The following is a 26552-nucleotide window of genomic DNA, read 5'->3' as shown; positions in this document are numbered from 1 at the left end:
CCCCCCCCCCCCCCCCACCCCCCCACCGCTCGCAGGCTCGCGGCGGGCCCCTGCGAGGGGGCCGTTCCAGCACGTCACCACCCCGGGCATACCGCACCCCCTCCGCGGGTTACTCCCCGCGGAGGCCGACAGACCTCGACCGCGACAGAGGAGAACGACCATGGCAGGCAACACCGTGACGGTGACCGACGCGACCTTCGCCAACGAGGTGCTGGGCAGTGACAAGCCCGTCCTCGTCGACTTCTGGGCCGAGTGGTGCGGGCCGTGCAAGATGGTCGCCCCGGTGCTCGAGGAGATCGCCAAGGAGCACGGCGAGAAGCTGACGATCGCCAAGCTCAACATCGACGAGAACCCGCAGATCGCCCGCGACTACCAGGTCATGTCGATCCCGACGATGACGGTGTTCCAGGGCGGCAAGCCGGTCAAGAGCATCATCGGCGCCAAGCCGAAGGGTGCGATCCTCTCGGACCTCGCCGACTACATCTGAGTCGCAGGCTCCGACACACGGCTCCCGAGGGCCCGTCTGGGGAACGTCCCAGGCGGGCCCTCGCCGTTGCGCCGGCCGGGACCCCCGGCTGGGCCGGCAGGCGTCGCGGAGGCGACAATCGTGGGCACGATGGGTAGCGAGAGCGACATGCAGCCGCTGGGTCCGGGCAGCCACGGAGCCGCCGTCGCAGACGTACAGGCCGCGCTGCGCAGCCTGGGCCTGCTCCAGCCCACCGACGGCGCCGGGCCCACCGACGGCGTCTACGACGAGGCCACCGCGCTCGCCGTCCGCCACTTCCAGCAGGTCCGCGGGCTGTCGGTGGACGGCCGGGTCGGCGAGGAGACCTGGCGGGCGCTGACGGAGGCGCGCTGGTCGCTGGGCGACCGGCTGCTGCACCACGACCCCGAGCGGCCCATGCGCGGCGACGACGTCACCAACCTGCAGGAGCGGCTGCTCGAGCTCGGCTACGACGCCGGCCGCGCCGACGGCATCTTCGGCCGCGAGACCGAGTCCGGCCTCCAGGCCTTCCAGCGCGACTACGGGCTGACCGCCGACGGCACCTGCGGGCCCGCCACCCTGCGGGCGCTGCGCCAGCTCGGCCGCAAGGTGACCGGCGGGCGCCCCCAGCTGCTGCGACAGAGTGCCGAGTTCGTCGAGAGCGGGCCGCACCTGATCGGCCGGCGCATCGTCGTCGACCCGGGGCACGGCGGCGCCGACACCGGCTTCGCCGCCGGCGAGACCACCGAGGCCGACCTCGTGCTCGACCTCGCCAGCCGGATCGAGGGGCGGCTGGCCGCGGCCGGCGCCACGGTCTACCTCACCCGCGGCCGCGAGCAGAACCCGTCGCCGGCCGAGCGGACCGCGTTCGCCAACGACGCCCGCGCCGACCTGTTCATCTCCCTGCACCTGGACGCCTACGACTCGCCGCACGCCCGCGGGGTGGCCAGCTACTACTACGGCACCGGCTCGGGGACGTCGTCGACGGTGGGGGAGCGCTTCGCCGACCTGGCCCGCCGCGAGGTGGTGGCCCGCACCGGCATGCTCGACCTGGGCGGGCACCCCAAGACCTGGGACCTGCTGCGGATGACCCGGATGCCCGCCGTCCGGCTCGACGTCGGCTACCTGTCGCACCCGGTCGACCGGCTGCTGCTGCTCGACGCCCGGCTCCGCGGCACCGTGGCCTCGGCGGTGCTGGCCGCCGTCCAGCGGCTGTTCCTGCCCGCGGAGGCCGACCCGCCCACCGGCACGTTCGTCCTCCCGCAGAGGGTGTGACGGCTGGGGCGCCTGGCACCCCAGGTGTGACGGGTCCGTCTCAGCCGCCGTGTCCGGACGGGCGCGCGCGGCGGCCTCCCTACACTCGGTCCGTGGCCCCTCTCCCGCCGTCGCACGGCCAGCCGCACCGCACGCCGCCGCAGCAGCACGGGCACGTGGTGCCCCGCCACCCGCGGCTGGACCCGCTGGCCGACCGGTACGCAGCTCGCACGCACGGCATGAAGAGCTCGGAGATCCGCGCACTCTTCTCCGTCGTCAGCCGGCCCGAGGTGGTCTCGCTGGCCGGCGGCATGCCCGCCGTCACCGCGCTGCCGCTGGACGCCGTCGGCTCGATGATCGGCGAGCTGGTCAGCGGGATGGGCGCACAGACCCTGCAGTACGGCTCCGGCCAGGGCGACCCGCGGCTGCGCGAGCGCATCTGCGACGTCATGGCGCTCGAGGGCATCACCGACGCCTCGCCCAGCGACGTCGTGGTGACCGTCGGCTCGCAGCAGGCCCTGGACCTGGTGACCCGCGTCTTCTGCGACCCGGGCGACGTCATCCTCGCCGAGGGTCCCTCCTACGTCGGCGCGCTCGGGGTCTTCCAGGCCGCCGAGGCGCGGGTGGAGCACGTCGCCATGGACGACGACGGGCTGGTGCCCGAGGCGCTGGAGCAGGCGCTGCTCGAGTGCCGCGCCAACGGCGACCGGGTCAAGTTCCTCTACACGGTGCCCAACTTCCACAACCCGGCCGGCGTGACGCTGTCGGAGCCGCGCCGCCAGGCGATCATCGACATCGCCGACCGGTACGACCTGCTGGTCATCGAGGACAACCCCTACGGCCTGCTCGGCTTCGACCACGAGCCGATGCGCGCGCTGCGGGCCCGCAACGCGCAGCGGGTCATCTACCTCGGCTCGTTCTCCAAGACCTTCTCCCCGGGCCTGCGGGTGGGCTGGGTCCTCGCGCCGCTCGCCGTCCGCGAGAAGCTGGTGCTGGCCACCGAGGCGCAGGTGCTCTGCCCGCCCTCGCTCACCCAGTACGCCGTCGCCCGCTACCTGGACACCCAGCCCTGGCGCGAGCAGATCAAGCTGTTCACCGAGCTGTACCGGGAGCGGCGCGACGCCACCCTGGAGTCCCTCGACGCCCTGATGCCCCCCGGCACCACCTGGACCCGGCCCGACGGCGGCTTCTACGTGTGGCTGAAGCTCCCCAACGGCCTGGACGCCAAGCTCATGCAGCCGCGGGCGGTGGGCGCGCACGTGGCCTACGTCCCGGGCATCGGCTTCTACGCCGACGGGTCGGGCCGCGAGTACATGCGGCTGTCCTACTGCTACCCCGAGCCGGACCAGATCCGGGAGGGCGTGCGCCGGCTGGCCCGGGTCATCGAGGCCGAGCTGGACCTGCACTCCACCTTCGACGCCGTCGACACCGGCACCTTCCGCGCCGTCGGCCGGACCGACAGCACCGCCGAGACCATCGTCGGCCCCGCCAGCAGCGACCGGATCGAGGACTGACGTGACCGAACCCGTGACCGACCCCGCCGCACCGGCCGCCCCCGAGGTCGAGGAGACCCCGCTGCGCGCCGTCGTCCTGGCCGGTGGCCTGACCTTCGAGCGCGAGGTCAGCCTGTCCTCGGGCACCCAGGTGGTGGAGGAGCTGGCCCGCGTCGGTGTCGACGCCGAGCTGCGCGACGCCGACGCCGAGCTGCTGCCCGGCCTGGCCGCCGCCCCCGCCGACGCGGTGTTCATCGCCCTGCACGGCGCCACCGGCGAGGACGGCGCCCTGCGCGCGGTCCTCGACCTGGCCGGCGTCCCCTACGTCGGCTCCCCGGCCGCGGCCTGCCGGCTGGCCTGGGACAAGCCCGCGGCCAAGTCGGTCGTGCGCACGGCCGGGGTGACGACGCCGGACTGGGTGGCGCTGCCGCACAGCACCTTCCGCGAGCTGGGCGCCGGTGCCGTTCTGGACCTCATCGTCGCCCGGCTCGGGCTGCCGCTGATGGTCAAGCCGGCCTCGGGCGGCTCGGCGCTGGGCGCGCAGAAGGTGACCCGCGTCGAGGACCTGCCCGCGGCGATGGTCAGCTGCTTCGCCTACGGCGACACCGTCCTCGTCGAGCGGTTCGTCGACGGCGTCGAGCTCGCCCTGTCGGTGGTCGACCTGGGGGAGGGGCCGCAGGCGCTGCCGGCGGTGGAGATCGTCCCGGAGTCCGGCGTCTTCGACTACACCGCCCGCTACACGCCCGGGCTCACCGAGTACCACGCGCCGGCCCGCGTGTCCGACGAGGTCGCGGCCCGCGCCGCCGACGTCGCGGTGCGGGTGCACCGGGCGCTGGGTCTCGCGGACCTGTCCCGCACCGACGCGATCGTCTCGCCCGACGGCGAGGTGCACTTCCTCGAGGTGAACGTCTCCCCGGGGCTGACCGAGACCTCGATGTTCCCCATGGCGGTCGAGGCCGCCGGGCACGACCTCGGCGAGGTCCTCTCCGGACTGCTCACCCGCCGGGCGCGCAGCGCCCGCTGACCCGACGACAGAGGCCGGTTTCCGTCGGTGACGGAAACCGGCCTCTGTCGTGCGTGGGTCCTACTGCTCCTCGCGGCGGCCGGTCAGGTCCGGGGCCATCTGGCCGATGATGCGCTGCAGGTCGTCCACCGAGCCGAACTCGACGACGATGCGGCCCTTGGCCCGGCCGATCTGGATCTTCACCTTCGTCTCGAAGACGTCGGAGAGCCGGCCGGCGAGGTCCTCCACGCCGGGCGCGCTGATCCGGCGGGCGCGGCGGCGGGAGGCCGGCTGCTCGGCCACGGCGAGCGCGACCGCCTCCTCGGTGGCCCGCACCGACAGCCCCTCGGCGACGATCCGGGCGGCCAGGGCCTCCTGCGCCTCCGCGTCGTCGAGGCCCAGCAGCGCCCGCGCGTGCCCGGCGGAGATGACGCCGGCGGCGACCCGGGTCTGCACCTTCACCGGCAGCTTGAGCAGCCGGATGGTGTTGGTGACCTGCGAGCGGCTGCGGCCGATCCGCTGCGCCAGCTCCTCGTGGGTGGCGCCGAACTCCTCCAGCAGCTGCTGGTAGGCCGCCGCCTCCTCCAGCGGGTTGAGCTGGACGCGGTGGATGTTCTCCAGCAGCGCGTCGCGGAGGAGGGCGTCGTCCTCGGTGTCCCGGACGATCGCCGGCACCGTCTCCAACTCGGCCGCGCGGGCGGCCCGCAGCCGGCGCTCGCCCATGATGAGCTCGTAGGGCGCCCCGTCGTCGCCGTCGGTGCGCTCGCGCACGACGATCGGCTGCAGCAGGCCGAACTCGCGCACCGAGTGGGTGAGCTCCTCGAGCGCCTCGTCGTCGAAGACCTGCCGCGGCTGGCGCGGGTTGGGGGCGACGTCGCCCACGGCGACCTCGCGCAGCTGGGCGCCGGGGACGCCGACGGCTGCCTCGGCCTGCGCGGCGACGGTGGCGGCCGCCTGCGCCGCCGGCGGCAGCAGGGTGACCGGCGCCGGCGCCCCACCCGCCCCGGGCGTCCCACCCGCCTCGGGGGCGGCGGGGGCCGGGCCGTCGGCCTCGGGCAGCGTCGGCTGCTCGACCGGCGGGGCGGTGGGGATCAGCGCCGCGAGACCCCGGCCGAGGCCGCCACGCTTGCTCATCGGGTCTCCTCGTCGACGGAGCTGGGAACGGGCAGGACGGCGGCGTCGGTGCCGGCGAACGCCGGGTCGGCGTGCCGCGCGGCGCCCGGCCGGACGGCGGGCATGGGCGCGGTCGCCGGCGCCGGAGGCGGCGGCGGGGGGCCCATCGGCCGGACGTCGATCGGCTCCAGGCCGACGCCGCGCTCGGCGAGCTCGCGCGCGGCCTCCACGTAGCTGGTCGAGCCGCGGGAGCCCGGGTCGTAGGTGAGCACGGACTGTCCGTACCCCGGCGCCTCGGACACCCGGACGTTGCGCGGGATGACCGTGGCCAGCACCAGGTCCCCGAAGTGGCTGCGGACCTCCTCCGCGACCTGGTCGGCGAGCTTGGTCCGGCCGTCGTACATCGTCAGCAGGATGGTGCGGACGGCGATCCCCGGGTTGAGGTGCGCGCGCACCAGCTCGATGTTGTTGAGCAGCTGGCCCAGGCCCTCCAGCGCGTAGTACTCGCACTGGATCGGGATGAGCACCTCGTCGCCGGCCACGAGCGCGTTGAGCGTCAGCAGGCCCAGCGACGGCGGGCAGTCGATGAGGACGTAGTGCGGCCGCTGGTCCTCGGGCAGGCCGTGGATGTACCTCTCGATCGCCCGGCGCAGCCGGTACTCGCGGGCGACGACGGAGACCAGCTCGATCTCCGCGCCGGCCAGGTCGATCGTCGCCGGGACGCAGCGCAGGTTCGGGCTCGCCGTCGTCGGGTGGACGACGTCGGCCAGCGAGCTGTCCCCGACGAGGGCGTCATAGATCGACGGCGTCCCCACCGTGTGCTCCACGCCGAGGGCGGTGCTGGTGTTGCCCTGCGGGTCGAGGTCGATGACCAGCGCCCGCAGGCCGTAGAGCGCCAGCGCCACGCCCAGGTTGACCGTCGAGGTGGTCTTCCCGACGCCGCCCTTCTGGTTGGCCACGGTGATCACCCGGATGCGCCCGGGTGCGGGGAACGGCTCCTGGTCGGCGGCGTGCAGCACCCGGGTGGCCCGCAGCGCCTCCATCGCGATGGGGCTGTCGAAGTCCCCGCCGGAGTGGGCCGCCGAGTCGGCCGCGAGGCTGCTGCGCAGCCGCTGGCCCGGGTCGGTCATCGCGGGTCCTCCCTGCCGACCCGTTTCACGTGGAACGGGACGGGTACCTGGTCGCGTTCCACGTGGAACGCCGTGGTCGTCCCGCGGGGCCTCACCGTCGGCTCCGCGTCATCACCACCACGGTAGTGGCAGCGTCCCCCAGCTCCGCGCCGACAGCCCGGACGTGGACGTCGCGCATGCCCGCGGCCTCCAGCTCGGGCAGCAGCGCGGGCAGCTCCTCCACCGCGCGGGCGCCGACGAGGGCCACCAGTTGGGCGCCGGGCCGCAGCAGGCCGCGGCTCCAGCCGACCAGCCGGGGCAGCGCGGCGACCGCCCGGGCGGTGACGACGTCGACCGGGCCGACCGCGGTCGCCACCGAGCGCTCCTCGGCGCGGCCGCGGACCACCCGCCACGGGGCGCCCAGCTCGGCGACGACCTCCTCGAGGAACTCGACCCGGCGGGCCATGGGCTCGACCAGGGTCATCCGCAGGTCCGGCCGGGCGAGCGCGAGCGGGATCCCGGGGAGGCCGGCGCCGCTGCCGACGTCGACCACCCGGGCTCCCTCGGGCACGGCCTCGGCGACGGCCGCGCTGTTGAGCACGTGCCGCTCCCACAGCCGCGGGACCTCCCGCGGGCCGATCAGCCCGCGGGTGACGCCGTCGGAGGCGAGCCGGGCGACGTAGCGCTCGGCGCCGGGCAGCCCCGCCCCGAAGACGGCGGCGGCGACCTCCGGGGCGGGTGGGGCGGACGGGACGGGAGTGCCGCTCACCGCTCCGGCAGGACCACGACGCGGCGGTTGGGCTCCTCGCCCTCGGACTCGCTGCGCACCCCGCTGACGCCGGCGATGACGTCGTGGACGACCTTGCGCTCGAAGGGGTTCATCGGCGCCAGCCGCTCGGGCTGCCCGGTGCCGGCGACCCGGCGGGCGGCCTCGGCGGCCATGGAGGTGAGATCCGCGCGCCGCCGGGCCCGGTAGCCGCCGATGTCGAGCATCAGCCGGCTGCGCACGCCGGTGGCCTGCGCGACGGCCAGCCGGGTGAGCTCCTGCAGCGCCTCCAGGACGGAGCCGTCGGAGCCGACGAGGTCGTCGAGGTCGCCGCCGACGATGGCGACCGAGGCCCGGTCGCCCTCCACGTCGAGGTCGATGTCGCCGTCGACGTCGAGGATGTCGAGCAGCCGCTCGAGGTAGTCCCCGGCGACGTCGCCCTCGCGGACGAGCAGGTCGGTGCCGGTGGCGGCGCGGCCGTTCCCCGAGGGGGCGGGCGCGACCTCGTCGGTGGGCTCGAGGACGGCGTCGGTGCTGTCGTCGTCGGCGTCGGGGAGGTCGGGGGTCTCGGCCGGTGCGGTGTGGTTCGGGACGCTCACGGAGGTACCTCCAGTCGGTGCGGGCAGCCGGGGCGGGCCCGGAGGTCGGAGGCCGGAGGGCGCGGGGTCGCTGCTCCTCCCGGCGGGTCCGCGGCGACCGGCGTCGGGGACGCCGTCGCCGCGGACCGGGGTCTAGCGGCGCTTGCGCTTGCCGCCGGTGCCGGCGGGCCGGCCGTGCGGGCCGCGGTTCGCGGGACGGGGGGTGCGGTTCCCGCCGGGGCGGCCGCCGGAGGCGGTCCCGCCCGCGGCGGTCGCCCCGCCGGCCGTGCCGCCGCCGGTGCCGTTCGCGGTGCCGGTGCCGTTCGCGCTGCCGCCGGTGCCACCGGCCGTGCTGCCGCCGGCCGTGCTGCCGTCCGCCGTGGCACCGTCAGCGCCGCCCTTGGTCAGCTCGACGCCGGCGCCCGCCGGCCGGCCGCCCTTGCCGCGCACCGGCTTGGCACCGGGCTTGGGGGCGAGCGTCTTCGGGTCGATCGCGGGCTTCTCGGCCTCGGCCTTCGCCTTGGCGGCGGGGCTGCCGGGCGGGGGCATCTTGCGCAGGATGAAGAACTGCTGGCCCAGGGTCCACAGGTTGTTCGTCATCCAGTACAGGAGGACGCCGATGGGGAAGAAGAAGCCGGTGACGAAGAGGCTGATCGGCATGCCGTAGAGCAGCAGCTTCTGCACCATCGCGGCCTGGCCCTCGACCGGGCCGGAGCGCTTCATGATCTGCTTCTGCGTGACGTAGGTCGTCACGCACATGATCACCATGAGGATGAGCGCGACCGTGCGGATGCCGGCCTGGGTGACACCGGGCAGCGCGAGGATGGCCTCGGCCTTGGCCCCCGTCATGTTGAAGGACGACGAGATGGGCGCCACCCCGAACAGCTCCGCCTTGGCGGCCTGGTCGGTGAGCTCGTCGCTCCAGCTGTAGAGGCCCTGGGCACCGGGCTGCAGCCGGCGCAGCACGTGGAACAGCGCGAGGAAGACCGGGATCTGCGGGAGGATCGGCAGGCAGCCGGCCAGCGGGTTGACCCCGCGCTCCTTCTGCAGCGCCATCATCGCCTGGCTGAAGCCCTGGCGGTCCGCGCCGTACTGCTTGCGCAGCTTCTGGATCTCCGGCTGGATCTCCTGCATCGCCCGCTGGCTCTTGATCTGCTTGACGAACAGCGGGAACAGCAGCAGCCGGACGGTGACGACGAGGAACACGATCGACAGCGCCCAGGTGATGCCGGCGGCCGGGTCGAGGAACGTCGAGAACACCGAGTGCCACGTCTTCATGACGAAGGCGATGGCGGTGTAGAGCCAGTCAAGCAACGGAGGACTCCTCCTGCGGGGCCCGGCTGGACGCCGGCGGGGTCTCGGGGGCGGGGCGACGGGCACCGTCGGCGGCGGGCACGCCGGCGGCGGGCGCCGCGGGTGCCGCTGTCATCGACGTGCGGCCGTCGCCGCCGATTCCGGGGCGGGCCCGGGCCGCGCGCGGCGCGGGGACCGGGTCGTAGCCGCCGGGGTGCCAGGGCGCGCACTTGAGCAGCCGCCGCAGCGCCAGCCACGACCCGCGGGCGGCGCCGTGGACGGCGACCGCCTCGGCGGCGTAGGCGCTGCAGGTCGGGGCGAAGCGGCAGCGCGGGGGCAGCGCGGGGCTGATCGCGCGGGAGTAGAAGCCGACGGCGGCCAGCAGCGCGCGGGCCACGGGTCCGGGACGCCGGGTCGCGGGGGCGCTCACGAGGACCGCGTCCGCTCGGTCGCCGGCCGGGAGCGCTCGGCGAGGACCCGGTCCAGGCCGGCGGCCAGGTCGCGGCGCAGCTGCGCGGAGGTCGCCGTCGCGGCGTCGGGACGGGCCCGGACGACCAGGTCGGCACCGGCGGGCAGCCGGCCGAGCTCCTCGCGCACGGCGGCGCGCAGCTGCCGGGTCACGCGGTGCCGGACCACGGAGTTGCCGACCGCCTTGCCGACCACGAACCCGGCCCGGGGCCCGGCGGGCGTCCCGTCCCCGGGCACGCCGAGACCCCCGGCCGTGCAGGCCGGGGGTCGGACGGGGAGGTAGTGGAGCACCATGGTCGGCCGACCGGCACGCCGGCCCGACCGGACGACCGCGGTGAACTCCGGACGCCGGCGCAGGCGGGCCTGCGCGGGCAGCACCTCAGGCGGAGAGCTTCTCGCGACCCTTGCGGCGGCGGCCGGCGAGGATCGCGCGGCCTGCGCGGGTGCGCATCCGCAGCCGGAAGCCGTGGGTCTTGGACCGGCGGCGGTTGTTCGGCTGGAAGGTGCGCTTGCTCACGGGGTACTCCTACGGCAGGACATCGGTGGTGCGGCCGGCCGGTGGGCAGGCACGCGGCGGGGCTCCGGGAGAGGCGGCGGGGCCGCTCCGCGGGACCCCGCGAGGCTGGCGCTGCGGATCCCGGTGCCAGCGGCCCGGTCCACAGACTCCGACCAGCATAACCGAGGACGGCGGCGCCCGAGGACGCCGATCCCGCGGTCCCGGTCACGCGACCGGCTCGCCGACGGCGACCCGCCAGGCTGCACCCTCCGGGCGGACGGTCGGTGTCGGCACGCCGACCGCCCGGGGACGACACGCCGAACGACACGCGCACCGGCCGTCCCAGGCGTCCCCGGACGTCGTTGCCGGGCTGTGGACGGGGCTGTTAGCGTCGCCGTCGCTCCGGTCCGGGCAGACCGCCCGGCACGGGGGCCGACCACCCGGTCGACCTGACCGCAGTCCGCCTCGAGCCGTATCACGACCTCCCTCCCGACCAGCGACGACACCGCTGCGACCTGACATCCACAGGTCGACACGGCGCCATGTCGCCGGTCGTGCACAGCCTGTGGACACTCGTGTGGAACCCGGGTGTCCAGGATGTCCACTTCCCGGGCAGCCGTGGCACCGGGGACGCCGGCTCCTGGGGACGCCGGAGGTCGCACAGCGGGGACGAACTGCAAGGGGAGGACACGGTCATGGCCGATGCCACGGTGGACCTGGCGGAGGTCTGGGACTCGGTCCGCGAGCGGCTGGCGACCAGCCTCACCCGGCAGCAGAACGCGATGCTCAACCTGACCCGGCCGGTGGGCCTGGTCGGGGGCACCGCCGTGCTCGCCGCGCCCAACGAGTTCACCCAGACCGTGCTCGAGTCGCGGATGCGCCGGGTGCTGGCCGAGGCGCTGTCCGAGCAGCTCGGCCGGGACATCGGCGTCGCCATCCAGCTCGAGGACGCACCCGCCTCCGCACCCGCGCCCGCCGACCCGCCGACCCGCCGGCCGTGGACGCCGGTCGACGCCGGCCCCAGCGACGAGGACCGCGAACGGGCCGACGACGGCCGCAGCGCCTTCGGGGTGCGCAGCGACGCGCGGCCGCTCGACCGCGCCGGCTTCGAGCCCGCGCCGTACGAGCCGGGCCCCTACGAGCCGGCGTCCTACGAGCCGGCCCCGTACGAGGCCGGTCCCTTCGAGCCCTACGACGCCGGCCGGGCCGACGCCGCCCGCCGGGACGCCGCGCGCCGGGAGGCGCCGTCCCCCGCCGACGTCCCGCCGCCCGCCGGTGACGGCGTGGGGGAGTGGGGCGGCACCGACTGGAGCCCCGCGAGCCGCGGGCGCACCGGCCGGCGCCGCGGCCCGCGCGTCGGGGAGGGCGCCGAGGTGCTGCCCTTCGACCTCGGGGACGCCGTCCCCGACGGCGCCGACGAGCCCGGGCCGCAGCGCGGCGGGGCCCCCGGCCGCACGTCCGGCACCGCGGTGCCGCTGTTCGGTGACCGCCGTCCGCCGGCCGGCCTCGACCCGGGGCTGAACCCCAAGTACGTCTTCGACAGCTTCGTCATCGGCAACAGCAACCGGTTCGCCCACGCCGCCGCGGTCGCCGTCGCCGAGGCCCCGGCGCGGGCCTACAACCCGCTGTTCGTCTACGGCGACTCCGGGCTGGGGAAGACGCACCTGCTGCACGCGATCGGGCACTACGCGGCGCGGATGTTCCCCAACGTGCGGGTGCGCTACGTCAGCACCGAGGAGTTCACCAACGAGTTCATCAACCTGGTGCACTCCGGCCGGGCCGAGGACTTCCGCCGCCGCTACCGGGACATCGACTTCCTGCTCATCGACGACATCCAGTTCCTGGAGCGCGCCGAGCGGACGCAGGAGGAGTTCTTCCACACCTTCAACACGCTCCACAACGCGAGCAAGCAGATCGTCATCACCTCCGACCGGGCGCCGAAGAAGCTGACGACGCTCGAGGACCGGCTGCGCACGCGGTTCGAGTGGGGGCTGATCACCGACGTCCAGGCGCCCGACCTCGAGACCCGCATCGCGATCCTGCGGAAGAAGGCCTACGGCGAGCGGCTGCAGGTGCCCGACCCGGTGCTGGAGTTCATCGCCAGCAAGGTGCAGACCAACATCCGCGAGCTCGAGGGCGCGCTGATCCGGGTCACCGCCTTCGCCAGCCTCAACAAGCAGCAGGTGGACCTGCCGCTGGCCGAGCTGGTGCTCAAGGACCTCATCAGCGACGAGCAGGGCCCGCAGATCACGGCGGCGATCATCATGGCCGCGACCGCGGAGTACTTCTCCGTGACGATGGAGGAGCTGCAGGGCTCCAACCGCAGCCGCACGCTGGTCAACGCCCGCCAGATCGCGATGTACCTGTGCCGGGAGCTCACCGAGCTGTCCCTGCCGCGGATCGGTGCCTCCTTCGGCGGCAAGGACCACACCACGGTCATGCACGCGGTCAAGAAGATCACCAACCTGATGAGCGAGCGCCGGGCGACCTACACCCAGGTCACCGAGCTGACCGCGCGCATCAAGAGCCGCGCCCGCCAGTAGCCCCAGGGCCCTCCGACGGCCGCCGGGACCTCACGTGAGGGCCCGGCGGCCGTCGTCGTCCCGGCCCGCGGTGGAGACACCGGGCCGGCTGTCCACAGCCGGGGGGCGGCGACGGGGACCGGTCGTCGCCCGTCGTCCCGCGGCTGGCGGGCGGTCACCGGCCTCCGCCGTGTCGACATCGCGACGAGTTGTCCCCAGGGATGTGCACACCCTGGGGAGATCGTGATCCCGGCGGGACCGGGCCGGTCCGGGGAGCAGTGGCACCGGGTGTCGTCCCCAGGTGGTTCCCCAGTGTGTGCATCCAGCGACGTTCCGCCGTGGTGACCTGCGCTTTCGTGCTGCCGGCGGGCCGTCGTCCCCATCCTCACCCGTCGTCGGCCGGCGCGCCCGCCGACGGCCTGGGCACGGACTGGGGACAGACGGGGGGTGGAGCGGGGACTCGGCGTGGACGGACGACGGTGCCTGTGCACGACCGTCGAGATGTCCACGTGTCGACAACAACCGCACGTGAGTTCCCCACAGCGAGCCAACATGTCGACTTTGGCGCTGACCTGCGGGAAGGGCCTCGATCCCCAGCTTCCACACCGGTGATGACGGAGATGAGGGAGATAGATCGAGGTTTTCTCGAACCCCAGTAGGGGTGGGGACGCTGCGGCCCGGCGGGGCTCCGGGGCCGCAGCGGGACAGCAGCAGGGAGCAGGGGCGGCCACCTGATCGGGTCCCGGGTTCCCCCATCCACACCCCGACGGGCACGATGAACGACGCAACAGACACAGAGCCCCGTTCCCGGTCCGCACGGACGCCGGGGCACCGGGGTGCGCAGACGACAGCAGTGGGCCGTGCAGAGCTGGGGTGGGTCGGTCATGGAGTTCCGGGTGACACGCGAGGTGCTCGCGGATGCCGTCGCGTGGACGGCGCGCAGCCTCCCGCCGCGGCCGTCGGTGCCGGTCCTCGCCGGCATCCTGCTCGAGGTCGACGGCAGCCAGCTGTCGGTCTCCGGCTTCGACTACGAGGTGTCCGCGCGCGCGGAGGTCGACGTGCAGGCGGGGGAGAGCGGCCGGGTGCTGGTGCCGGGCCGGCTGCTCGCCGAGATCACCCGCGCGCTGCCGCCGCAGCCGGTCGACGTCCGCGCCGACGGCCCGCGGCTGGCGATCACCTGCGGCAACGCGCGGTTCAGCCTGCCGACGCTGCCGGTGGAGGACTACCCGTCGCTGCCGGCGATGCCGTCGTCGGCCGGCGTGGTCGACAGCGACGTGTTCGCCGAGGCGGTCGGCCAGGTGGCCGTCGCCGCCGGCCGCGACGACACGCTGCCCATGCTCACCGGCGTCCGGCTGGAGATCGACGACGACCGGGTGACCCTCGCCGCCACCGACCGCTACCGGCTGGCCGTGCGCGAGTTCGCCTGGCGCCCGGAGACCCCCGGCATCTCGGCCGCGGTGCTGGTCCCGGCGCGCACGCTCGCCGACGCCGCCCGGACGCTGACCAGCGGCCCGGAGATCGTGGTCTCGCTGTCCTCGACCGGGTCCGGCGAGGGCATCCTCGGCCTGTCCGGCAAGGACCGGCAGACCACCACCCGGCTGCTGGACGCCGAGTTCGTCAAGTACCGCGCGATCATGCCGAGCGAGTCGGCCGCGCACGCCACGCTGCCGGTCGTGCAGTTCACCGACGCCGCCAAGCGCGTCGCCCTGGTCGCCGAGCGCGGCACGCCGCTGCGCTGCGAGTTCACCCCCGGCCAGGTGACGCTGCGCGCCGGCGGCAGCGACGACGAGGGCCAGGCCGAGGAGCGCTGCGACGTCGAGTTCGAGGGCGACCCGCTGACCATCGGCTTCAACCCGACGTTCCTGCTCGACGGGCTGGCCGCGGTGCACACCGGCCGGGCGCGGATGGACTTCACCAGCCCGCTCAAGCCCGCGGTGCTCTCCGGCGTCGAGGACCCGGCGACCGACGACGAGGACGGCGGCGACCGCCCGGTGGAGCGTCCCGGCAGCTACCGCTACCTGATCATGCCGGTGCGTCTGCCGGGCTGACGTCGGCGTACGAGGTGTCCCGGGCAGCCGGGGAGGGCACCGCACACCGCGGGCACCCGCACCGTCGCGTGCGCCCGTGCCATGACGACCGCGAGGGAAGGACTGAGCCGTGCAGCTGGGGCTGATCGGGCTGGGCAAGATGGGCGGCAACATGGCCGAGCGGCTGCGCCGCGCCGGTCACGAGGTGGTCGGCTTCGACCACCACCCGGAGAAGCGCGACGTCGACAGCCTCGAGGCGCTGGTCGGCGCGCTGTCGGCGCCGCGCGTGGTGTGGGTGATGGTCCCGGCCGGCGAGCCGACCCGGGAGACGGTGCGCCAGCTCGGTGAGCTGCTCGAGCCGGGCGACGTCGTCGTCGACGGCGGGAACTCCCGGTTCACCGACGACCAGGTGCACGCCGAGATGCTCGGCGAGAAGGGCGTCGGCTACGTGGACGCCGGCGTCTCCGGCGGCGTCTGGGGCCTGGAGAACGGCTACGCGCTGATGGTCGGCGGCTCGAAGGACGACGTCGCCAAGGTGCAGCCGGTGTTCGACGCGCTCAAGCCGCCGTCGCCGACCGACGCGTCGGGGGAGGAGATTCCGGGCGCGGGCTTCGTGCACGCCGGCCCGGTGGGGGCGGGCCACTACGCGAAGATGGTCCACAACGGCATCGAGTACGCGCTGATGCAGGCCTACGGCGAGGGCTACGAGCTGCTGGCCGCCGTCGACCTGATCGAGGACGTGCCGGGCGTCGTCGCCAGCTGGACCCAGGGCACCGTCATCCGCTCGTGGCTGCTGGACCTGCTGGTCCGCGCGCTGCAGGAGGACCCGCAGCTGGAGAAGATCAGCGGCTACGCCGAGGACTCCGGGGAGGGCCGGTGGACGGTCCAGGAGGCCATCGACCACGCCGTCCCCATGCCGACGATCGCGGCGTCGCTGTTCGCCCGGTTCGTCTCGCGGCAGGACGACTCGCCCACGATGAAGGCGGTCGCCGCGCTGCGCCAGCAGTTCGGCGGGCACGCGGTGCACGCCGTCAAGGCGCAGGAGGTCGAGCGCCCCGCGTGAAGAAGGACCACCCTTCCCCCCACGCCTCGCACGCTCGGCGCGGGCCCCTGAAGGGCGGCCGTTCCAGCACCTCACTGCCGGGCCGGGGCTGAGGTGTACGTCCGGCACCTCCAGCTGGTCGACTTCCGCAGCTGGGAGAAGGTCGACCTGGCGCTGCGGCCCGGCCCGACGGTGTTCGTCGGCCGCAACGGCGAGGGCAAGACCAACCTCGTCGAGGCGGTCGGCTACCTCGCGACCATGAGCAGCCACCGGGTGTCCGCCGACGCGCCGCTGGTGCGCCACGGCGCGGCGCAGGCCGTCGTCCGGGCCGCGCTGCGCCGGGAGGACCGCGAGCTGCTCGTCGAGGTGGAGGTCAACCCGGGCCGGGCCAACCGGGTGCGGGTGAACCGGGCCGCGCTGCCGCGCCCGCGCGAGCTCCTCGGGCTGGTGAAGAGCGTGCTGTTCGCCCCCGAGGACCTCGCGCTGGTGCGCGGCGACCCGGCCGAGCGACGCCGGTTCCTCGACGACCTGCTGGTCAGCCGCACGCCGCGGCTGGCCGGGGTGCGCAGCGACTACGAGCGGGTGCTCAAGCAGCGCAACGCCCTGCTCAAGACCGCGCGGATGGCCCGCGGCGACGCGCTGGCCACTCTCGACGTCTGGGACGCCCACCTCGTCGAGCTCGGCGGGCAGCTGCTGGCCGCCCGCCTGGCGCTGGTCGCCGACCTCGCGCCGCACGTCGCCCGCGCCTACGCCACCGTGGCCGGCGCGGGCGCGGCGGTCGCGGGCCTGGGCTACGCGAGCACCGTCCCGCTGGCCGGCGACGGCGCCCCGCTGGCCGAGGGCGCCGCGACGCCGTCGGCGGCCGAGCTGTCGGCGGCGCTGCGCGAGCGGGTGGCCGAGCGGCGCCGCGACGAGGTGGACCGGGGGATGACCCTGGTCGGTCCGCACCGCGACGACCTGGTCCTGCACCTGGGCCCCGCCCCGGCCAAGGGCTTCGCCAGCCACGGCGAGTCCTGGTCCCTGGCGCTCGCGCTCAAGCTCGGCTGCTTCGGCCTGCTGCGCGCCGACGGGGAGGAGCCGATCCTGGTGCTCGACGACGTCTTCGCCACGCTGGACGCCGGCCGGCGGGCGGCGCTGGCCGAGGTCGCCCGGGGCGCCGAGCAGACGCTCATCACGGCCGCCGTGCTCGACGACGTGCCCGACGAGCTCCGCGGCGCCCGGGTCGAGGTGGGCGAGGGGACGGCGACGCTGGTCGAGGCGGCCGGCACCGGCGAGGAGGTCCACGGTGGCTGACGAGCGGCCGGCCCGGCCCAGCGACATCGCCCGTGCCGCGCTGGAGGCGGCCCGGGCCGCGTCGGCGGCCCGCCCGGCGCCCACCCGCCGCCGGGTGGCCGGCCCGCGGCGGCGGTGGACCGGCCCGCGCCCCGGCGACGACGACCCGCAGCCGCTGGCCCGGCTGGTCGACTCGCTGGTCAGCACCCAGGACTGGTCGGAGCAGACCCGCGTCGGCGCGGTGTTCGGCCGCTGGTCGGCGCTGGTCGGCCCCGACATCGCCGCGCACTGCCGCCCGGAGACGCTGACCGAGGGCGAGCTGCTCGTCGTCGCCGAGTCGACCGCCTGGGCCACCCAGCTGCGGCTGCTCGCCCCGACCATCCTCGCCAAGCTGCGCGCCCAGGTGGGCGGGGACGTGGTGACCCGGCTGCGCGTTGTCGGACCGACGGCCCCCAGCTGGAAGAAGGGCCCGCGGTCGGTCCGCGGGCGGGGGCCCCGCGACACGTACGGATGAGGACGGTGCCCCGATGAGCAGCCCGCACGACGACCGACCCCGCGACGACGACCCGCGCGACCGGGACGGCTGGCAGGAGCCGGCCCACCTCGGTGAGGGCGGGACGGGCGACGGCGACCGGGACCCCGAGCCGGCACGCCCCGGACCGGTGGTCTCCTGGGCGCCGCCGGCCCCGCGGCAGCGCACGCCGGGCGTCGTCGAGCAGGTGTTCCGCTACCAGGGCGACACCGTCGGGGCGCAGGGCTGGGCGCTGCAGCACGGCTGGGAGATCTCCGACGGCACCGCGCCCCAGGACGCCGTCCTCGCCGAGCTGGTCGCCACCGCCCCGGTCCGCGCCACGAAGGACCACCGGCCGGCCGGGGTGATGCGCGGGCGCGCCGGCACCCTCGAGCTGGTCGCCTTCGACGTCGTCTTCACCGACAAGCGCTACACCGTGCCCGAGTGGGCGGTCACCGCGGCGCCGGTGCTGCTGCCCCTGCCCGGCCTGCGGCTGTCCCCGGCCCGGTTCTGGCGGCACCGCACCGGCGGCCTGCTGCACGTGCCCAGCGGCGACGAGGCCTTCGACGCCCGCTGGGTGCTGCTCACCGCCGAGGACGGCGAGGCGGTCCGCCGGCTGGTCGGCGACCCGGCCGTGCGCGGGCTGCTGATGGCCTCGGACGACGGCGACGAGTTCTGGACGGCCGCCGGCCACCTCGCCGCGGTCCGCCCCGACGGGCAGCGGCCCGAGCTGATCGAGCACCACGCCCGCCTGCTGGGCGCGATGGTCGCCGCCCTGGCCGGCGTCTCCTGAGCGCCGCCGAGGCCGCCGCCCCACCGGCCGCGGCGGGGCTGCGCGACCTGCTGCCCCTGCTCCGCCCGCACCGGCGGCCGCTGCTGCTGGCCGCCGGGCTGTCGCTGGTGGGCGCGGCCGCGGCGCTGGCCCAGCCGGCGCTCACCGGGCGGGTGATCGCCGCCGTCGGCGCGGGCCGGCCGCTGCTGCCCGCCGTCGCCGCGCTGGTGCTGGTCCTGGTCGCCGGGGCGGTGCTGAACGCCGGGCAGTCCTACCTGCTGCAGCGCACCGGGGAGGGCGTCGTCCTCACCACCCGGCGCACCGTGGCCGACCGGCTGCTGCGGCTGCCGGTGGCCGAGTACGACCGGCGGCGCACCGGCGACCTCATGTCCCGGGTGGGCGCCGACACCACGCTGCTGCGCGCCACCGTCACCTCCGGCGTCGTGGAGGTGGCCGGCTCCGCGGTGGTCGGGATCGGCGCGCTGGTGGCGATGGCGCTGGTCGACGTCTGGCTGCTGCTGGTCACGCTGGCCGCGGTCGCCGTCGGGATGGCGGTGGTGGTCAGCACCAGCCGGCGGGTGCGCCGGCTCTCGCGGCGGGCCCAGGAGGAGGTCGGCGCGATGACGGCGGCCGTCGAGCGGGCGCTGTCGGCGGTGCGCACCATCCGGGCCAGCGGCGCCACCGCGCGGGAGGTCGACGCGGTGGAGGAGAGCGCGGCGCGGGCCTACCGGGCCGGCGTCTCGGTGGCGAAGGTGCAGGCGCTGGTCGCGCCGGCCGGGTCGATCGCCGTGCAGGGTGCGTTCCTCGCCGTCCTGGGGCTCGGCGGGTACCGGGTGGCCACCGGCTCGATCGCCGTCGCCGACCTGGTCGCGTTCATCCTCTACCTGTTCCTGCTGGTCATGCCGCTGGGCCAGGCGGTCTCGGCGTGGACCCAGCTGCAGACCGGGCTCGGCGCGCTGGCCCGCATCCAGGAGGTGCTGGTCCTCGAGCCCGAGCGGGACGCCGTCGCCGAGGTGGGCGGCGCGACGACCGCCCCGCGGGCGCCGGCCCCGGGCGTCCCGCTGCTGGAGCTCGACGACGTCTCGTTCGCCTACCCCGACGGCACGGAGGTGCTGCGCGGGGTGTCGCTGACCGTTCCGGCCGGCAGCCGGGTCGCGCTGGTCGGCCCGTCGGGTGCGGGCAAGTCGACGGTGCTCGCCCTGGTCGAGGGCTTCTACCCGCTGACCGGCGGGGCGATCCGGTGGGCCGGCGCCGACGTCCGCGAGCTGCCGCGGGCCGCGCTGCGCGCCCAGCTGGGCTACGTCGAGCAGGAGGCGCCGGTCCTCGCCGGGACGGTGCGGGAGAACCTGCTGCTGGCCGCGCCGCACGCCGGCGACGACGAGCTGTGGGCGGTGCTCGCCGACGTCGGCCTGACCGGCGTGGTGCAGCGCTCGGCCCGCGGGCTGGACGTGCCGGTCGGCGACGAGGGCGTGCTGCTGTCCGGCGGCGAGCGGCAGCGGCTGGCGATCGCCCGGTCGCTGCTGGCCCGCCCGGCGCTGCTGCTGCTCGACGAGCCGACCGCCAGCCTCGACGCCCGCAACGAGAACCTGCTGCGCGAGACGCTGGCCGCCGCGGCCGCCGACCGGGCGCTGCTCGTCGTCGCCCACCGGCTGTCCACCGTGCTCGACAGCGACCAGATCGTCGTCCTCGACGGCGGCCGGGTCGTCGCCCGCGGCACGCACGCCGAGCTGGTCGAGACCAGCCCCCTCTACCGCGAGCTCGCCTCCGCCCAGCTCCTGGTCTGACCGGGAGACCTCCTGCTCGGGCGAGGCGCCCTGCGAGGTGGCGGGAGGAGTGGGGCCCGGCGGGTCCCGCGATCGAGCGCCAGGGGGGCTCAGCGCAGGTCGGGGACGGCACGTGGCCGCGGTGTCGGCCGGGAGGCCGACGGTGTGATGGCCTCCGCGGCCTTGCACAGGTTGCGGACCATGCTGCCGAAGACGACGCCGTGGAACGGTGAGACGCCCCACCAGTAGAGCTGCCCGAGCAGGCCGAACGGGTGGAACGTCGCCTTCTGCCGCAGCCGGGTGCGGCCGTCGTCGGCACGTTCCACGTGGAACTCGAGCCAGGCGAGGCCGGGGAGCCGCATCTCCGCGCGCAGCCGCAGCAGCCGGCCCTCCTCGAGCTCCTCCACCCGCCACCAGTCCAGCGCGTCCCCGACGTAGAGGTCCGACGGGTCCCGCCGGCCGCGGCGCAGCCCGACCCCGCCGACGGCGCGGTCCAGCCAGCCGCGCACCTCCCAGGCCAGCGGGAAGCTGTACCAGCCGGTCTCCCCGCCGATGCCCTCCACCACCCGCCACAGCGCGTCCGGCGAGGCGTCGGTCTCCCGCGTGCGCTCGTCGACGTAGAGGCTGCCTCCGGCCCAGTCCGGGTCGGAGGGCAGCGGGTCCGACGGCGCCCCGGGCACCGAGGCGCCGGTCCAGCGGGTGTCGACGGCGTTGTTGCGGACCTTCTGCACCGCCAGGCGCACCGCCTCGTCGAAACCGAGCAGGCCCTCCGGAGGGTCGGGCACGTACCGCGCGATGTCGTGCTCGGCGCAGACGACGGTGTTGCGCAGCGACTCGACCAGCGGCCGGGCGATCGACGCCGGCACGGGCGTGATGACCCCGACCCAGTGGCTCGACAGCGACGGCGTGAAGACCGGGACGGGCAGGATCCGCCGCCGGGGCAGCCCGGTGACCTCGGCGTACCGCTGCATCATGTGCGCGTGGTCCATGACGTCGGGGCCGCCGATGTCGAAGCAGCGGTGCACGTCCGGCGGCAGCGTGGCGCAGCCGACCAGGTAGCGGAGCACGTCGCGGATGGCGATCGGCTGGATGCGGCTGTGCACCCAGCGGGGCGTGACCATGACCGGCAGCCGCTCGGTGAGGTAGCGCAGCATCTCGAACGACGCCGAGCCCGAGCCGAGGACCACCGCGGCCCGCAGCACGACGGTGGGCACGCCGGAGTCCAGCAGGATGCGGGCCACCTCCGCGCGCGAGCGCAGGTGCGGGGACGGCTCCTCGTCCTGCGGCTCGAGCCCGCCCAGGTGGACCAGCCGCCCGACGCCGGCCTCCCGCACCGCGTCGGCCATCACCTGCGCGGTGCGCCGGTCCAGCTCCTCGAACTCGTGGCCGATCGCCAGCGAGTGGACGAGGTGGTAGGCGACGTCGGCGCCCTCGCAGGCGCGGCGGACGGCGTCGGCGTCGGCGGCGTCGCCCTCGGCGACCTCGACGCGGTCCCGCCAGGGGACGTCGCGCAGCTTGCGCGGCGAGCGGGTGAGCACCCGGACGCGGTGGCCGGCGGCCAGCAGTTCCGGGACCAGCCGGCCGCCGACGTATCCGGTCGCACCGGTGACCAGACAGGTGAGGGGCCGCGCTGCCGGCTGCATGTCGACCAGTCTGGGAGTCGCCGGCGGACGGTGCCGTCCGGTCGACCGGCCCAGCGGCCCCTGGGCGGGCGTGTCGACCCCGGGGGCAACACCGGTGGTACGTCGCGAGCCGCGAGTGGCGCAGGGACGGCCTGAGGGCCTGCGCGACGCGGTTTCTGTCGGTGGACCCGGTAACATGGAGGACAGGAATCCCCAGCATCCGGCTGAGCGGCGCTGTGCGCCCCCGGGGCCCCTCTCGGAGGAGAGGTGCCCGCATGCCGGGAGCGCGACAGAAGGGCCCCACGTGGTCGCTCGACCGAAGACCGAGAACTCCTACTCCGGCAGCTCCATCACCGTCCTCGAGGGGCTCGAGGCGGTCCGCAAGCGGCCCGGCATGTACATCGGCTCCACAGGTGAGCGCGGCCTCCACCACATGGTGTGGGAGGTCGTCGACAACGCCGTGGACGAGGCGCTGGCCGGCTTCTGCGACACCGTCCGCGTCACCCTGCTGGCCGACGGCGGCGTCCGCGTCGAGGACAACGGCCGTGGCATCCCCGTGGACGTGCACCCCGTCGAGAAGCGGCCGACCGTCGAGGTCGTCATGACCGTCCTGCACGCGGGCGGCAAGTTCGACGGCAAGAGCTACGGCGTCTCCGGCGGTCTGCACGGCGTCGGCGTCACCGTCGTCAACGCGCTGTCCACCGCGCTCGACGTCCGCATCTGGCGGGACGGCCGCGAGTGGCACCAGGCCTACGAGTTCGCCAAGCCCGGCACGCTGGAGGAGGTCGGCCCGACCTCCAAGCAGGGCACCCAGATCACCTTCTGGGCCGACGGCGGCATCTTCGAGACGACGACCTACTCGTTCGACACCATCAGCCGCCGGCTGCAGGAGATGGCCTTCCTCAACAAGGGCCTGAAGATCGTCCTGCGCGACGAGCGGCCCGGCCAGGGCAAGGCCGAGACCGGCGTGGCCGAGGAGGTGTCGGTCGCCGAGGTCGCCCCGCAGCCCGGTGCCGAGGTGGAGGCCTTCGAGGCCACCGAGGTCACCTACCACTACGAGGGCGGCCTGATCGACTACGTCGGTCACATCAACGCCAAGCGGACGCCGATCCACCGCTCGGTCATCAGCTTCAGCGCCGAGGGCACCGGCAAGAACGACATGCGCATGTCGGTCGACGTCGCGATGCAGTGGTCCGACGCGTACTCCGAGTCGGTCTACACCTTCGCCAACGTCATCAACACGCACGAGGGCGGCACCCACGAGGAGGGCTTCCGCGCGGCGCTGACGTCGATCGTCAACCGCTACGCCGTCGAGAAGAAGCTGCTCAAGGAGAAGGACGAGAAGCTCACCGGCGAGGACATCCGCGAGGGCCTGGCCGCGATCGTCTCGGTCAAGATCGGCGACCCGCAGTTCGAGGGCCAGACGAAGACCAAGCTCGGCAACACCGAGGTCAAGGGCTTCGTGCAGAAGGTCTGCAACGACCAGATCTCGCACTGGTTCGAGGCCAACCCGACCGAGGCCAAGACCATCATCACCAAGGCCGCCTCGGCCGCCCGCGCCCGCCGCGCCGCGCAGGACGCCCGCAAGCTCGCCCGCAAGAACCTGCTGAGCAACAACTCGCTGCCGGGCAAGCTCGCCGACTGCCGCTCGACCGACCCGCGCAACTCCGAGATCTACATCGTCGAGGGCGACTCGGCCGGCGGCTCGGCCAAGTCCGGCCGCGACTCGATGTTCCAGGCGATCCTGCCGATCCGCGGCAAGATCATCAACGTCGAGAAGGCGCGCATCGACCGGGTCCTCAAGAACACCGAGGTCCAGTCGATGATCACCGCCTTCGGCACCGGCATCCACGACGAGTTCGACCTGTCGAAGCTCCGGTACCACAAGATCGTGCTGATGGCCGACGCCGACGTCGACGGCCAGCACATCTGCACCCTGCTGCTCACCCTGCTGTTCCGCTTCATGCGGCCGCTGGTCGAGGCCGGGCACGTCTACCTGGCCCGGCCGCCGCTCTACAAGATCAAGTGGGGCGGCAAGTGGGGTGACCAGTACGCCTACTCCGACCGGGAGCGCGACGCCCTGCTCGCCGCCGGCAAGGAGGAGGGCCGCAAGGTCCGCGAGGAGATGATCCAGCGGTACAAGGGCCTCGGCGAGATGAACGCCAGCGAGCTGTGGGAGACCACGATGAACCCGGAGACCCGCCTCCTGGGCCAGGTCACCCTCGAGGACGCCGCGACGGCCGACGAGCTGTTCAGCGTGCTCATGGGCGAGGACGTCGAGGCCCGCCGCAGCTTCATCACCCGCAACGCCAAGGACGTGCGCTTCCTGGACGTCTAACCGCCGCACCGGGGCCGGGGAAACGGCGTCCGACGCCCGTCCCCCGGCCCCGCAAACGGCGCCTGACCAGCGCGTTCGTCCACTCCTGTGCACTCACCTGTGGAGATCTGACCAGTGACCGAGACCCCTGCCCGCGACCGCGTCGAGCCGGTCGACCTGCAGCAGGAGATGCAGCGCAGCTACATCGACTACGCGATGAGCGTGATCGTCGGCCGCGCGCTGCCGGAGGTGCGGGACGGCCTCAAGCCGGTGCACCGCCGCGTCCTCTTCGCCATGTACGACCAGGGCTTCCGCCCCGACCGCGGCTACGTCAAGTGCGCCCGGCCGGTCGCCGAGGTCATGGGCAACTACCACCCGCACGGTGACTCGGCGATCTACGACGCCCTCGTGCGGCTCGCCCAGCCGTGGTCGATGCGCTACCCGCTCATCGACGGCCAGGGCAACTTCGGCTCGCCGGGCAACGACCCGCCGGCCGCCATGCGCTACACCGAGTGCCGCCTCACGCCGCTGGCCATGGAGATGCTGGCCGGCATCGACGAGGAGACCGTCGACTTCCAGGCCAACTACGACGGCCGCACGCAGGAGCCGCTGGTCCTGCCCTCGCGCATCCCCAACCTGCTGATCAACGGCTCGGCGGGGATCGCCGTCGGCATGGCCACCAACATGCCGCCGCACAACCTGCGCGAGGTCGCCGAGGCCGCCTACTGGATGCTCGACAACCCGGACGCGGAGGCGGAGGAGGCCCTCACCGCCTGCATGAAGGCGATCCCGGGCCCCGACTTCCCGACCCACGGCCTGATCGTCGGGCGCGAGGGCATCGAGGACGCGTACCGCACCGGCCGCGGCTCGGTGAAGATGCGCGCCGTCGTCACGGTCGAGGAGGACAGCCGCGGCCGCGTGCAGCTCGTCGTCACCGAGCTGCCCTATCAGGTCAACCCGGACAACCTGGCCGAGGCGATCGCCGAGGCGGTCAAGGACGGCCGGCTGCAGGGCATCAGCGAGATCGCCGACGAGTCCAGCGACCGCGTCGGCCGCCGGCTGGTCATCACCCTGCGCCGCGACGCCGTGGCCAAGGTCGTGCTGAACAACCTGTACAAGCACACGCAGCTGCAGACCTCCTTCGGCTGCAACATGCTCTCGATCGTCGACGGCGTCCCGCGGACGCTGCGCCTGGACGAGCTGGTCCGCAACTGGGTCAACCACCAGATCGAGGTCATCGTCCGGCGCACCCGCTACCGGCTGCGCAAGGCCGAGGAGCGCGCGCACATCCTGCGCGGCTACGCCAAGGCCCTCGACCAGCTCGACGCGGTCATCGCGCTGATCCGCAACAGCGAGTCCGCCGAGGCCGCCCGCACCGGCCTCATGGAGCTGCTCGACGTCGACGAGGTCCAGGCGACTGCGATCCTCGACCTGCAGCTGCGCCGGCTGGCGGCGCTGGAGCGGCAGCGGATCCTCGACGAGCTGGCCGAGATCGAGGCCCGCATCGCCGAGCTGCAGGCGATCCTCGACTCCCCGGAGCGGCAGCGGCAGCTGGTCCGCTCCGAGCTCGAGGAGATCGTCGAGAAGTACGGCGACGACCGCCGCAGCAAGTTCGTCGCCAACGACGGCGACGTGACGATGGAGGACCTCATCGCGGAGGAGGAGGTCGTCGTCACCATCACCCGCACCGGCTACGCCAAGCGGACCAAGAGCGACCTCTACCGGTCGCAGCGGCGGGGCGGCAAGGGCGTGATGGGCGCCCAGCTCAAGCAGGACGACATCGTCGACCACTTCTTCGTGGGCTCCACCCACGACTGGATCCTGTTCTTCACCACCAAGGGCCGGGTCTACCGGGCCAAGGCGTACGAGCTGCCCGAGGCCAACCGCACCGCCCGCGGCCAGCACGTGGCCAACCTGCTGGCGTTCCAGCCGGACGAGCGGATCGCCCAGGTCATGCAGATCAAGGACTACGGCGTCGCGCCGTACCTGGTCCTGGCCACCGCCAACGGGCAGGTGAAGAAGACCCGGCTGTCGGACTTCGACTCCCCGCGCAGCGGCGGCGTCATCGCGATCAACCTGCGCGAGAGCGACGAGCTGGTCGGCGCGGCGCTCATCGACCCCGAGCAGGACCTGCTCCTGGTCACCCGCTCGGCGATGTCGATCCGGTTCAAGGCCGACGACGCCACGCTGCGGCCGATGGGCCGGGCCACCGAGGGCGTGCGCGGCATCTCGCTGTCGCCGGGTGACCGGCTGCTGTCGATGATGGTCGTGGAGGAGGGCGTCGACGTCCTGGTCGCCACCGAGCGCGGCTTCGCCAAGCGGACCGGCATCGAGAACTACCCGCCGCAGGGCCGCGGCGGGAAGGGCGTGCTCACCGCGGACCCGAAGGCGCGCAAGGGCGCCCTGGTCGGGGCGCTGGCGGTCCGGCTCGGCGACGAGCTGTACGCCATCACCTCCGGCGGCGGCGTGATCCGGACGCCGGTCAACGGCGTGCGCCACAACAAGGACCGGGCCACCATGGGTGTCAAGCTCATGAACTTGCCCGAGGACGTGTCGATCGTGGCGATCGCGCGCACGACGGACAACGACGAGCCCGCCGCCTAGGGTGGAACCGGGAGCAGGCGCGTGGTGACCTCCGGTCACCACG

22 protein-coding genes are annotated in these 26552 nt (G+C 74.4%); 13 read left to right on the top strand and 9 right to left on the bottom strand.

The window, feature by feature from the left end:
• Positions 1-160: 160 nt before the first annotated feature.
• The 4 genes from trxA to ACI79L_RS23190 all read left to right on the top strand — a co-directional run bounded on the left by trxA (position 161) and on the right by ACI79L_RS23190 (position 4255).
• Positions 161-487 carry a thioredoxin gene (trxA, locus tag ACI79L_RS23205; protein WP_387988625.1) on the top strand — a complete coding sequence of 109 codons (327 nt, stop codon included), beginning with the start codon at positions 161-163 and terminating at the stop codon, positions 485-487.
• Positions 488-616: 129 nt separating this feature from the next.
• Entirely contained in the window at positions 617-1759 is a 1143-nt protein-coding gene (locus tag ACI79L_RS23200) for an N-acetylmuramoyl-L-alanine amidase (RefSeq protein WP_456939058.1), read from the top strand.
• 92 nt (positions 1760-1851) lie between these two features.
• On the top strand, positions 1852-3252 hold the full coding sequence (locus tag ACI79L_RS23195) for an aminotransferase-like domain-containing protein (protein WP_456939057.1): 1401 nt from the start codon (positions 1852-1854) through the stop codon (positions 3250-3252).
• 1 nt (position 3253) lies between these two features.
• Positions 3254-4255 carry a D-alanine--D-alanine ligase family protein gene (locus tag ACI79L_RS23190; protein ID WP_456939056.1) on the top strand — a complete coding sequence of 334 codons (1002 nt, stop codon included), beginning with the start codon at positions 3254-3256 and terminating at the stop codon, positions 4253-4255.
• Between the two features lie 60 nt (positions 4256-4315).
• Here the strand turns inward: ACI79L_RS23190 and ACI79L_RS23185 are convergent, their stop codons facing one another.
• From ACI79L_RS23185 to rpmH, 8 genes are all read right to left on the bottom strand, one after another.
• Positions 4316-5368, bottom strand: coding sequence for a ParB/RepB/Spo0J family partition protein (locus tag ACI79L_RS23185; RefSeq protein ID WP_456939055.1), 1053 nt, complete (start codon positions 5366-5368; stop codon positions 4316-4318).
• Complete coding sequence (locus ACI79L_RS23180) at positions 5365-6477, bottom strand: ParA family protein (protein ID WP_456939054.1); 1113 nt, start codon at positions 6475-6477, stop codon at positions 5365-5367. Before ACI79L_RS23180 ends, ACI79L_RS23185 begins: the two co-directional genes overlap by 4 nt.
• Positions 6478-6568: 91 nt before the next feature.
• Positions 6569-7225 (bottom strand): 16S rRNA (guanine(527)-N(7))-methyltransferase RsmG, encoded by a 657-nt coding sequence (rsmG, locus tag ACI79L_RS23175; protein ID WP_456939053.1) that lies wholly within the window; start codon positions 7223-7225, stop codon positions 6569-6571.
• Positions 7222-7821, bottom strand: coding sequence for a Jag family protein (locus tag ACI79L_RS23170; RefSeq protein ID WP_456927717.1), 600 nt, complete (start codon positions 7819-7821; stop codon positions 7222-7224). The genes rsmG and ACI79L_RS23170 overlap by 4 nt, the downstream gene beginning before the upstream one ends.
• A gap of 132 nt (positions 7822-7953) precedes the next feature.
• A complete protein-coding gene (gene yidC, locus ACI79L_RS23165) occupies positions 7954-9114 on the bottom strand; it encodes a membrane protein insertase YidC (protein ID WP_456939052.1) in 1161 nt (386 codons plus the stop codon).
• A complete protein-coding gene (gene yidD, locus ACI79L_RS23160; protein WP_456939051.1) occupies positions 9107-9523 on the bottom strand; it encodes a membrane protein insertion efficiency factor YidD in 417 nt (138 codons plus the stop codon). The genes yidC and yidD overlap by 8 nt, the downstream gene beginning before the upstream one ends.
• Entirely contained in the window at positions 9520-9939 is a 420-nt protein-coding gene (gene rnpA / locus ACI79L_RS23155; protein WP_456939050.1) for a ribonuclease P protein component, read from the bottom strand. Before rnpA ends, yidD begins: the two co-directional genes overlap by 4 nt.
• A 1-nt stretch (position 9940) precedes the next feature.
• Positions 9941-10078, bottom strand: coding sequence for a 50S ribosomal protein L34 (gene rpmH, locus ACI79L_RS23150; protein WP_040338882.1), 138 nt, complete (start codon positions 10076-10078; stop codon positions 9941-9943).
• A 674-nt stretch (positions 10079-10752) separates the two neighbouring features.
• On the opposite strand from rpmH, the gene dnaA reads away from it, so the two are divergent.
• The 7 genes from dnaA to ACI79L_RS23115 all read left to right on the top strand — a co-directional run bounded on the left by dnaA (position 10753) and on the right by ACI79L_RS23115 (position 19987).
• Entirely contained in the window at positions 10753-12600 is a 1848-nt protein-coding gene (gene dnaA / locus ACI79L_RS23145) for a chromosomal replication initiator protein DnaA (protein WP_456939049.1), read from the top strand.
• Positions 12601-13475: 875 nt separating this feature from the next.
• Positions 13476-14627: a DNA polymerase III subunit beta gene (gene dnaN / locus ACI79L_RS23140; RefSeq protein ID WP_456939048.1), complete on the top strand. Its 1152-nt coding sequence runs from the start codon at positions 13476-13478 to the stop codon at positions 14625-14627.
• 109 nt (positions 14628-14736) lie between these two features.
• On the top strand, positions 14737-15669 hold the full coding sequence (gene gnd, locus ACI79L_RS23135) for a phosphogluconate dehydrogenase (NAD(+)-dependent, decarboxylating) (protein ID WP_456939047.1): 933 nt from the start codon (positions 14737-14739) through the stop codon (positions 15667-15669).
• A 93-nt stretch (positions 15670-15762) separates the two neighbouring features.
• Positions 15763-16941: a DNA replication/repair protein RecF gene (recF, locus tag ACI79L_RS23130; protein WP_456939046.1), complete on the top strand. Its 1179-nt coding sequence runs from the start codon at positions 15763-15765 to the stop codon at positions 16939-16941.
• Positions 16934-17434: a DUF721 domain-containing protein gene (locus ACI79L_RS23125; protein ID WP_456939045.1), complete on the top strand. Its 501-nt coding sequence runs from the start codon at positions 16934-16936 to the stop codon at positions 17432-17434. Before recF ends, ACI79L_RS23125 begins: the two co-directional genes overlap by 8 nt.
• A 13-nt stretch (positions 17435-17447) precedes the next feature.
• Positions 17448-18224, top strand: coding sequence for a hypothetical protein (locus ACI79L_RS23120; protein WP_456939044.1), 777 nt, complete (start codon positions 17448-17450; stop codon positions 18222-18224).
• Complete coding sequence (locus ACI79L_RS23115; RefSeq protein ID WP_456939059.1) at positions 18221-19987, top strand: ABC transporter ATP-binding protein; 1767 nt, start codon at positions 18221-18223, stop codon at positions 19985-19987. Before ACI79L_RS23120 ends, ACI79L_RS23115 begins: the two co-directional genes overlap by 4 nt.
• Before the next feature lie 89 nt (positions 19988-20076).
• On the opposite strand, the gene ACI79L_RS23110 is transcribed toward ACI79L_RS23115, so the two are convergent.
• Positions 20077-21609, bottom strand: coding sequence for an SDR family oxidoreductase (locus ACI79L_RS23110; RefSeq protein WP_456939043.1), 1533 nt, complete (start codon positions 21607-21609; stop codon positions 20077-20079).
• 283 nt (positions 21610-21892) lie between these two features.
• On the opposite strand from ACI79L_RS23110, the gene gyrB reads away from it, so the two are divergent.
• Together gyrB and gyrA are read left to right on the top strand one after the other, a co-directional pair.
• Positions 21893-23926, top strand: a complete 2034-nt coding sequence (gyrB, locus tag ACI79L_RS23105; protein WP_456939042.1) for a DNA topoisomerase (ATP-hydrolyzing) subunit B — start codon at positions 21893-21895, stop codon at positions 23924-23926.
• A gap of 114 nt (positions 23927-24040) precedes the next feature.
• Entirely contained in the window at positions 24041-26509 is a 2469-nt protein-coding gene (gene gyrA, locus ACI79L_RS23100) for a DNA gyrase subunit A (RefSeq protein ID WP_456939041.1), read from the top strand.
• Positions 26510-26552 lie beyond the last annotated feature (43 nt).

This window comes from Geodermatophilus sp. SYSU D00684 (genome assembly GCF_054050455.1).
Note: the sequence above shows the minus strand (reverse complement) of the source record. Positions and strands in the feature narration are given on the sequence as shown.

Coding starts and splice junctions, on each gene's coding strand:
- trxA (WP_387988625.1), top strand. CDS start 161: ATGGCAGGCAACACCGTGACGGTGACCGACGCGACCTTCGCCAACGAG.
- ACI79L_RS23200 (WP_456939058.1), top strand. CDS start 617: ATGGGTAGCGAGAGCGACATGCAGCCGCTGGGTCCGGGCAGCCACGGA.
- ACI79L_RS23185 (WP_456939055.1), bottom strand. CDS start 5,368: ATGAGCAAGCGTGGCGGCCTCGGCCGGGGTCTCGCGGCGCTGATCCCC.
- ACI79L_RS23180 (WP_456939054.1), bottom strand. CDS start 6,477: ATGACCGACCCGGGCCAGCGGCTGCGCAGCAGCCTCGCGGCCGACTCG.
- dnaA (WP_456939049.1), top strand. CDS start 10,753: ATGGCCGATGCCACGGTGGACCTGGCGGAGGTCTGGGACTCGGTCCGC.
- ACI79L_RS23120 (WP_456939044.1), top strand. CDS start 17,448: ATGAGCAGCCCGCACGACGACCGACCCCGCGACGACGACCCGCGCGAC.
- ACI79L_RS23110 (WP_456939043.1), bottom strand. CDS start 21,609: ATGCAGCCGGCAGCGCGGCCCCTCACCTGTCTGGTCACCGGTGCGACC.